Annotated in this window: 9 protein-coding genes and 1 pseudogene; 4 read left to right on the forward strand and 6 right to left on the reverse strand. The window is 35.6% G+C overall.

Annotated elements, in window-relative coordinates; translation table 11 throughout:
- From ACE1TI_RS21220 to ACE1TI_RS21245, 6 genes are all read right to left on the reverse strand, one after another.
- The coding region (locus tag ACE1TI_RS21220) for an aldehyde dehydrogenase family protein (protein ID WP_375009516.1) at nucleotides 1-415 on the reverse strand (415 nt) is incomplete at its 3' end.
- Between the two features lie 94 nt (nucleotides 416-509).
- Nucleotides 510-1,304 (reverse strand): CoA-transferase subunit beta, encoded by a 795-nt coding sequence (locus ACE1TI_RS21225; protein ID WP_375009517.1) that lies wholly within the window; start codon nucleotides 1,302-1,304, stop codon nucleotides 510-512.
- Between the two features lie 5 nt (nucleotides 1,305-1,309).
- Entirely contained in the window at nucleotides 1,310-2,239 is a 930-nt protein-coding gene (locus ACE1TI_RS21230) for a CoA transferase subunit A (RefSeq protein ID WP_375009518.1), read from the reverse strand.
- On the reverse strand, nucleotides 2,236-3,414 hold the full coding sequence (locus ACE1TI_RS21235) for an iron-containing alcohol dehydrogenase family protein (RefSeq protein WP_375009519.1): 1,179 nt from the start codon (nucleotides 3,412-3,414) through the stop codon (nucleotides 2,236-2,238). The genes ACE1TI_RS21230 and ACE1TI_RS21235 overlap by 4 nt, the downstream gene beginning before the upstream one ends.
- 71 nt (nucleotides 3,415-3,485) lie before the next feature.
- Entirely contained in the window at nucleotides 3,486-4,628 is a 1,143-nt protein-coding gene (locus ACE1TI_RS21240; protein WP_375009520.1) for an acyl-CoA dehydrogenase family protein, read from the reverse strand.
- Nucleotides 4,629-4,684: 56 nt separating this feature from the next.
- Entirely contained in the window at nucleotides 4,685-5,482 is a 798-nt protein-coding gene (locus ACE1TI_RS21245) for an IclR family transcriptional regulator (RefSeq protein ID WP_375009521.1), read from the reverse strand.
- Nucleotides 5,483-5,877: 395 nt separating this feature from the next.
- Between ACE1TI_RS21245 and ACE1TI_RS21250 the strand changes: the two genes are divergently transcribed.
- From ACE1TI_RS21250 to ACE1TI_RS21265, 4 genes and pseudogenes are all read left to right on the forward strand, one after another.
- Nucleotides 5,878-6,051: a hypothetical protein gene (locus ACE1TI_RS21250; protein ID WP_375009522.1), complete on the forward strand. Its 174-nt coding sequence runs from the start codon at nucleotides 5,878-5,880 to the stop codon at nucleotides 6,049-6,051.
- The gene (locus tag ACE1TI_RS21255; RefSeq protein ID WP_375009523.1) at nucleotides 6,048-7,562 is read left to right on the forward strand and encodes a sodium/proline symporter; all 1,515 of its coding nucleotides are present in this window, start codon (nucleotides 6,048-6,050) and stop codon (nucleotides 7,560-7,562) included. The genes ACE1TI_RS21250 and ACE1TI_RS21255 overlap by 4 nt, the downstream gene beginning before the upstream one ends.
- 324 nt (nucleotides 7,563-7,886) lie before the next feature.
- Nucleotides 7,887-8,039: a hypothetical protein gene (locus tag ACE1TI_RS21260; protein WP_375009524.1), complete on the forward strand. Its 153-nt coding sequence runs from the start codon at nucleotides 7,887-7,889 to the stop codon at nucleotides 8,037-8,039.
- A 141-nt stretch (nucleotides 8,040-8,180) separates the two neighbouring features.
- Nucleotides 8,181-8,337, forward strand: a pseudogene (locus ACE1TI_RS21265) (electron transfer flavoprotein subunit beta); the annotation flags it as partial.

An 8,337-nucleotide genomic window follows, 5' to 3' on the forward strand; every position in this document is an offset into this window, starting at 1 on the left:
AAGCATCTTTATCGGTAGACGGAATCACGTCACCTACTTTTCTCATGCCTTCTCCTGCATAATAGCGAAGAATAGCTACCCCGCGAGCCGTTTCCCCTTTTGCTTCCGGGAATGTTTTTCCCATTTCTCGCGTCATCATTTCAGCAATATCATCTACACGGGATTCCAAAACGTCCGCCACTTTATACAAAAAGTTTCCGCGTTCTGGTGCAGCAAGCTTTCTCCATGGTGTTTGAGCTTCTTTTGCTGCGGCCACGGCTTTGTCCAAGTCTTCACGAGTTGATTTTTGAAAATGACCAACAATATCATTATTATTGGCCGGATTCATAGACTTTTGCAGATCATCCGTTTTTCCTTTTAACCATTCCCCACCAATATAATTTAAATAGGTTTTTACTTTTGTATTAATTGTCACTTTACTCAACCTTTCAATTTTTATATTACCAATTAAGATAAAATTATGCCCTTAATAATGAAATATAGGGTTCTATTTTTAATTAAGTTTATAATTAAATGTAAAAACGATTTGGATCAATCTTTTCACGAAGTAACACTAATTCATTTCCGGTTGGCTGAGGAGTCTCTGAAACGTTATCACCTATTTTGAGATCCCATTCAACTAAATCCTTAATTTCTTCTATGGATACCCCTGGATGATAGTGAGCCAAGTACATTTCTTTGGTTTCTTCTTCAAAGCGGTAAACACCTTTATTTGTAACTACACAAACAGGTCCAGTATTTGGAGGTAAACCAGCTCTCTCCCTGGCACCAGGACCATTTATATAACCAGGCGATGTCAAGTAATCAACTCTTTTAGCAAATCGTTCCTTTCGGTCTTGATTTAGAATAATAATACTTTTTTTTGCATAAGAAGCAATATCATTTGCTCCTCCACTACCCATTAAACGTACTTTTGGATTTTCATAAGGTCCTATACAAGTAGAGTTCAAATTTCCAAATTGATCAATTTGGGCGCCACCTAAGAAACCAACATTAACCTCCCCACGGACCAGCATTGCTGTAACTTCTGGTAAACCTGTAGCCATATCAGAATTGGCACTTAATGTTAAATCGTCAACAGCTTGAGGCAATGAATCAGGAGGTGTTAGCCTGATATTACCAGTCTCTGTGATTAATGAAACCTCAGGAGCATGTGAAACCTGAGCCAAATAGGTAGACACTAAAGGAAGGCCATACCCTGCAAAAACAATATCTTTATCCTTAATTTCACGTGCAGCAGTTACAATCATCAATTCATTCAAAGAAAAATTTAATAGTTGAGTTTTTACATTAATTTCTGTCAAGCTAATCACCTCCATCCATAATTAATAGAACTGCTTAATATCGGTTCTTTTAGTCTTAGATCTTCAATTTTGCTATAACCAAATTTTTTGACATAATATTCAATGTAATCGTTACGATCTTCGATGTTATAGACCCACTCTTTTAAGAATGCTTCATGACTCTCTTGTTGCCGTGAAGCAGCTCCTGAAACATTAATTCTATAATCCCAATCAGACTGATAGAAACCTGGCATATGAGAGGGATGAGCACCCCACGGTTCGTGTACAACAGAAGTGATTTTTAAACCAGGAAGCATGGTACGGTTAGGGTCATTTCGAATAATTTCAGCCGAAACCAATTCCTCACATGTTAAAATTACTCGTTTTGCTGCCATACCTGCGATTTCATCTAACGATAATGCTCCCCATCGATGGACGTTACCAAATTCGTCTGCCCGTTGAACATGAAGAATAGCAACGTCTGGTTGAATACCAGGCACAACAGGCGTTTCCTCATCTTTTTCTGAAAATGGATTATCTGTATAGCGAATAATTTCGTTATATTCAATTAAATCAGACCCTACCATTCCTTTCACTGGTACAAATGGAAACCCATAGTAGCCCCCTAATAACATGGATACAATAGTCATATTATTGAAATCATGGATTTTTAATTTTCTTGGAATTCCCTTTAGTGCTCGACGTATGGCATGGCTTCCTTTTGTTGCATCATTTCCTATCCAGCTTAAGTAAACTTCATCTACACAACCAGCAGCTATTAGATGATCTCCAATTTCACAACTAGCCCCACTTATTAATTTAATTAATTTATTTTGGCGAATTATTTCATGACTTGCAGAATAGGGAACATTCCCCTGCCATCCGCTGGTATAAACTAAATCACCATCATAAATGTTTCTGCTTACTGCATCTCTTAAGCTTGTAACTTTACTCAAATTTCCACCTCCTCTAATAATAATAAAGGGGAGTCGCCTTGAATCGAGAGTTGATATATCCTTTCCACATCTCTTTCTGTAACCTCTCTTGGGTTAATTGCTATATTTCCACTCTTGAAGGTATCTTTAATCATTTTTGGAATGTGTGATTCCTTTAACCCTAACTCTTTAAATGACTTTGGAATTCCGAGTTCACCATTTAAATTAATGATTTCTTTAACTCCATCTTTAGCAGCTGTGTTAATGCTGCTTTGTTGTTCTTTTACTTCTAGCTCTCTAGCCACCTGAGCATATACATTAGGGGTTCCAACTAAATTAAAGCTCATTACGTAAGGTAAAAGTATTGCATTAGCTGTTCCATGGGGAATGCCTGCATAGCTACTGATCGGATGTGACATGGCATGAACAAGCCCTAACCTGGATAACGTAAACGCTATTCCTGCAAGAGTGCTAGCATATAATATTTTTCCTAAAGCATGTCGATCTCCATCAGTTGCAAGTCTTATATATTTTTTAACATCCCTTATCGCTTGAATTGCACAAGCATTTGCATACCAATTATCTACCTTGTTTGTTAAAGCTTCTATAGCATGAGTTAGAGCATCCATACCTGTGGAAGCTACAAGATTAGGTGGAAGCGTATTCAATAAATCAGGATCAAGAATCGCTACTTTTGGTATAAGAAGCGTGGAAATAAAAGGCGATTTAAAGTGGTTTTCATCCGTTATAACTGTTACATTGGTAACTTCTGATCCTGTGCCACAAGTAGTAGGTATTGCTATTAAAGGTGGGAGTTGATTTTTTACTTTATCTGGTCCAGCGTAACTCATTAACGGTTCAGGATTTGTTGCTAATAAAGCAGCCCCTTTGGCACAATCTATAGAACTTCCTCCCCCAACAGCTAAAATACCATCACAATTTTTTTCTATAAATAAATTTTGAGCGTTAGTTACACACTCTTCATCTGGGTCTGCCTTTACTTGATCATATATTATGTTCGAAATATTCTTATTATCTAAACTTTCTGTTATTTTATCAAGCAATCCTGAACTAACTATTCCTTGATCTGTAATAATTAAGACGTTGGTACAGTTAAAGGTTTTAAATTCAGTACCAACCTTTAAACTACTTCCAGTTCCATATTCTATACGAACAGGAATGTATATTGAAGACATGACTTTCACCCTCTCCGCATTCTTGTAATGCTCATTTAGTATATTTTTATATTAATCATATAAATTCATAATTAGCATCCTACTAGTTTAGATATTGTTAACCTTTGAATTTCTGAAGTCCCTTCTACAATTTCTAATAACTTAGCGTCCCCAAGCATTTTTGAAACCCGATGTTCCTTAGATAAACCAATACCACCATGAATTTGGATGGAATCCTGTACCACAGACATTGCCATTTCGGTAGCATAAAGTTTAGCCATTGAAGATTCTTTACGAAAATCTTCGTCTTTATCTGCTAATAAAGCAGCCTTATGTACCAACAATCTTGCAGATTCAATTTTTGTGGCCATATCAGCAATTTTGAATGAGATTCCTTGGAATTTTGATATTTGATGGCCAAAAGCTTCACGAATTTTTGCATATTCAAGAGCTTCTTCATATGCGCCTTGCGCTACTCCTACTGCGCATGCGGCAATGCTTATTCGACCATAGGTAATAGATGTTAGCAATTGTTTAACGCCAGTACCTTGTTCTCCCACTAAATATTCATCTGGTATATTGGCATCCTCAAATGTTAGTTCACGGCTATCTGCTGCTTGCCATCCTATAGTGTGAATTTTTGGACCTACAACATATCCTGGTGTCTCTCGAGGAATAATAAAGCTGGAGGTTTGTTTTTTTCCATTCTCAGTACCTGTAGCTGCTGCAATTACAGAAAATTTATTGAGTTCATTTCCAGAATTTGTTATGAATAGTTTATTTCCATTAATCATCCAACCATTTTCTTTTTTTATAGCTTTTGTCTTCATTGCTGATGCATCAGATCCGCCTGATGCTTCGGTTAAACCAATAGAGGCAATTCCTTTTCCTGCAATAATTGGAGCTAACCATTTATTTTTTTGTTCTTCAGACCCAAATTTACTGAGGATGGTTAGTGGTGAGCTGTTAGCCATAACTATAGCAGCAACTGAAGCATCAACCCTGGCTAATTCTTCTAATACATTTGAGAAGCAAACCATCCCCTCTCCCATTCCACCGTATTCTTCAGGATATTGAATTCCAAATACCCCTAGCTCTCCTAACTTTTGAATAATTTCAGTGGGAAACTCACCGTTGTGTACATATTGATCAATAACTGGTGCAATCTCCTGTTTTGCAAAGTCGCGAATTACTTTTACTAACATTTCTTGTTCTTTGGTTTTTTCAGTAATCATAAAAACCCTCCTTGATAAGATTTAATTTATGAGATATATAGTTAAGGGATAAATAATTATCCCTTAATTCTAGAACTATAACTTAAATCGGATGAGTATCCTAAGTTTCGAGAGACTTGATACGTCGCTTCTCCCAGCTTCTCAATATAATCTTGTTCATTAGACATGATTCGAACTGTTGGAGCACATATACTAATAGCTGCAGAAATATTCCCATCTTTTCCAAATATAGGTGCTCCCAAGCAAGATACACCGCTTTCAAATGTTTCATAAGATAAATAAAAACCTTTTTCTCGAATCTTAGACAATTCTAATTGAAGCATGTCAGGATCAACTGTTGTATGGGGGGTGAACGATTGCAACTTTTCATTAGATAAATATTTATCTACGAAATCAGGATTACTGTATGCTAAGAGTACTTTTCCCAGGGCTGTAGAATATGGTGGAGAAGTTAGTGATAAATGAAATTGCAATCGTAATCCTGAATCATTGCCTGTGATACGGTCGAGCAAAACAACAACATTGGAATCTAAAACACCTAAATGTACCAATTCCTTGGTATTAGAAGCTAGCTTTTCCAAGTAGGGACGAGTAATTTTTCTAACGTCCATTCTCTTTTCAAAAGATGAGCGTAACTCTAAACACGACAAACCAAGACTATAAGTTCCTGTTTGAGTATCCTTAGATAAAAACTCTTTTTCTTGTAAAGTATCTAGCAACTTTGACAAGTAGCTTTTTCGAACATCTAATAACTCTGCAATCTCCCCTAATGTTAGTTCATCATGTTTTCTAAATAACAATAAAACATCTAATGCATGAGCTACATTTCCATAAGAGCGATTTTGAGTACCCACTAGATTCACACCTTTCCTCTAATCTTTTACCATGATATTTTCCATTTTATATCTCAATCTAATTTTTTTGTTTGATTTTGTTTTGATTTTTAATTGGTGAACGGTATTCACTAATCAAAAAACTTAAAAATATATAAGTAAATTCTTAGATATTAATACTTGTTTGCCTTTCTGAATACAGAATAAATCATTAAATCAGAAAAAGCAAATATTTTTAAGGTTTTTATTTTTTTGAATTTTATGTCTTGACTGATATTTATAGATATAATAAGATTCAACTCAAGTCCATTTGGTAAACATCGTTCACCATAAAAACAAAAAGGGGGACACAGAATTGGGCTTTTAAAATTGGGCTTTAATAAGATACTCTTTAATTAAATTAAGGGGGTTTTTCGATGACATTGGGTATTTTATTTGCGTTAGTTGTAATGCCTGTCTCTATTCTTGCTGTTTCAATTTTTTGTTATATCATTCAAACAAAACTGGATAAAAAGTCTAACGAAATAATGCAAAATCAACAAGCTTCTCAAATTAATCAAGATGAAAAACAAGTTGGAGGTGCCAAATGAGTAGTCATCCTATAACAATTGGTGTATTTGTTCTATACCTAGCGATATTATTAGTAATTGGTTTTATAAGTTCAAAACAAGCAAAGGGTGGAATTAATGATTTTTTTCTAGCAGGAAGAAACCTTAATAAATGGACAGTAGCTTTAAGTGCTGTTAGTTCCGGTCGAAGTGCTTGGTTAATTTTAGGTTTGACAGGTACGGCTTATGCTACTGGTCTAAACGCAGTATGGGCTATTGCAGGTTACATTACAGTAGAAATATTCCTGTTTTTCTTTGTAGCCCGACGATTTCGTAAATACAGCGAAAAATATGATAGTATAACAGTTCCTGATATTCTTGCAACTCGTTATAATGACAAAAATAACCTTTTGCGTTTAGTTAGTTCACTAATTATTATTTTCTTTATGGTTGCTTATGTTGGATCTCAAGTAGTTGCTGGAAGTACAGCGTTTTCTTCAAGCCTTGGAGTTTCTCCTGGAGTTGGAATGGGGATGACTGCATTAATAATCTTAATCTATGTAATGCTTGGGGGATTTCATGCTGTTAGTAAAACAGACGTTCTACAATGTGGTTTTATGTTTGGTGCTTTGATAATTTTGCCAATATTAGCAATAATTAATTTAGGTGGTTTTGGACCAATTCTAGATACCTTGCATTCTCAAGGGGGAGGATTCACGAGTCCATTTGCCTTTACGGTTGGTGCTATAGGAGGGCTGCTTGGAATCGGATTGGGAAGTCCTGGAAACCCGCATATCATTGTACGTTACATGTCTTTAAAAAATTTGAAGGAAATGAAACAAGCTGCCCTTATAGCTTCATTTTGGAACGTGCTTATGGGATGGGGCGCCATATTTATTGGACTAGCAGGCCGAGCTATGTTTCCAGATATAAGTATGCTTCCAAACGAAAATCAAGAAGCTATATTTTCATCTGTAGGAAATGAAATTCTTGACCCATTTACTATGGGTATTTTACTTGTTGCTATACTTGCGTCAATCATGTCATCTGCAGACAGTCAGTTACTAGTTGGGGCTAGCGCTATTGTACGTGACATTTATGATCGAATAATTGGAAAAGGAAAAGAAATTTCCCAAAAACAACTCGTATTTTACAGTCGTGTATCCACTGTTGTATTAATGTCTTTGTCTGTTTTATTAGCTATTTCAGCTCAAGAGTTTGTCTTTTGGATGGTCCTTTTTGCTTTTGGTGGTTTAGGTGCCTGTTTTGGACCAGCTCTCCTGTTAACATTTTATTGGAAAGGGACCACTAAACATGGAGTGTTTTGGGGAATGATAGTTGGTCTGATTACCGTAATCCTGGTAAAACAACAACCTGCATGGACATTCGCCTTCCTCCCTGACATTCAAGCTCTTTTTAGTAATATCCTTTTTGGAATCACATATGAAGCTGTTCCTGGTTTTTTAATGTCATTGATTGTAACCGTTGTCATAAGTAAATTTACTCAAAAACCTATAAATGCAGATGAAGTTGTTGAAGACCTCTCATATTAAAACTATAAATACTATTCCAATAACCTTGAAAAGCTTCTGGATTTTTAATAGGGGTTAAAATTTCCCTAATTTCTCAGAATTGACAATATATTTAGGTGTCGCTCAATTTCAAGATTAATATTTTACAACTCGGAAAGAGGAATTAATACCGGGAGTTTCCAGAGAAGGGAACTCCGAGGCAACAAAACGCTATTCGAGATGGTTGGTATTTCACCAGAGACCTAGGTTTTATTGATATTCATGGTTAGTTATTTGTAGTTGGACGTTAAGATGACATGATTATTTCTGGAGGAGAAAAATATTTATCCATTAGAGATTGAAAACATATTAGCTGATCACCCCTTTGAAACGGTTGTATTAGGTGAAGAGGATAATCAATGGGGGCAAAAAGTGTGTGCCTATGTTATTCCTATGGATCCTTCACTGACTAAGGAAGAGTTATACATTTTTTGTCAGAATAACTTAAACTTATCTTAAGCGTCCTAAAAAATATGTTTTTCGTAAAAGAGATTCCAAAAAGTCTTGTAGGAAAACGCTTAGGAGAAAACTACGAGAAAAGCAATTTAATTCGAAAAACGCTAACATGTACAATCTAACTTTATAGGAGATGAAAACTTGATGAAAGTTTATGTAATTATTAAACGTACTTTTGATACAGAAGAAAAAATAGTTATTAATGACGGAGTTATTGATGAAGAAGGCGCAGAATTTATTATTAACCCGTATGATGAGTATGCCATTGAAGAAGCGATCGTGCTTCGGGACGAACATGGCG

Origin of the sequence: Alteribacillus sp. JSM 102045, from assembly GCF_041949975.1 — a bacterium.
In the GTDB taxonomy this organism is placed as follows: Bacteria; Bacillota; Bacilli; order Bacillales; family Marinococcaceae; genus Alteribacillus.

Coding starts and splice junctions, on each gene's coding strand:
- ACE1TI_RS21235 (WP_375009519.1), bottom strand. CDS start 3,414: ATGTCTTCAATATACATTCCTGTTCGTATAGAATATGGAACTGGAAGT.
- ACE1TI_RS21240 (WP_375009520.1), bottom strand. CDS start 4,628: ATGATTACTGAAAAAACCAAAGAACAAGAAATGTTAGTAAAAGTAATT.
- ACE1TI_RS21250 (WP_375009522.1), top strand. CDS start 5,878: ATGACATTGGGTATTTTATTTGCGTTAGTTGTAATGCCTGTCTCTATT.
- ACE1TI_RS21255 (WP_375009523.1), top strand. CDS start 6,048: ATGAGTAGTCATCCTATAACAATTGGTGTATTTGTTCTATACCTAGCG.